This is a genomic window from Thermorhabdus hydrogeniformans (assembly GCF_049310025.1).
Lineage (GTDB): Bacteria > Bacillota > Thermosediminibacteria > Thermosediminibacterales > Tepidanaerobacteraceae > JBJYKD01.
The window spans coordinates 1-268 of the sequence record NZ_JBJYKD010000159.1 but is presented as its reverse complement, the minus strand read 5'-3'; the positions used below and the strand labels follow the sequence as shown (position 1 = coordinate 268).

The window sequence follows — 268 nt, the reverse complement described above, 5'->3', positions numbered from 1 at the left end:
CCAATAAGCTGCGCACCTTCCTGTCGCTCTTGGGCGTTACCATTGGTATTTTTTGTATCATAGCCGTATTCACAGTGCTGGACAGCATGAAGAATAATATCCGCAAGGAAATTTCCGGGCTGGGCAGCGATGTACTGTATATAGGCCGGTGGCCCTGGATGGATGAAGGCGGTGAATACAAATGGTGGGAATTCCTGCGCAGGCCCAGCATGGGCATAAAAGAACTGAAGGCTGTGCAGCGCGATGTAAAGACCATTGACTATGCGGC

The 268-nt window shown here is 50.7% G+C and carries 1 protein-coding gene; it reads left to right on the top strand.

Annotated features, from left to right (window positions below):
- The coding region (locus ACKX14_RS15920) for an ABC transporter permease (RefSeq protein WP_422449375.1) at positions 1 to 268 on the top strand (268 nt) is incomplete at both ends.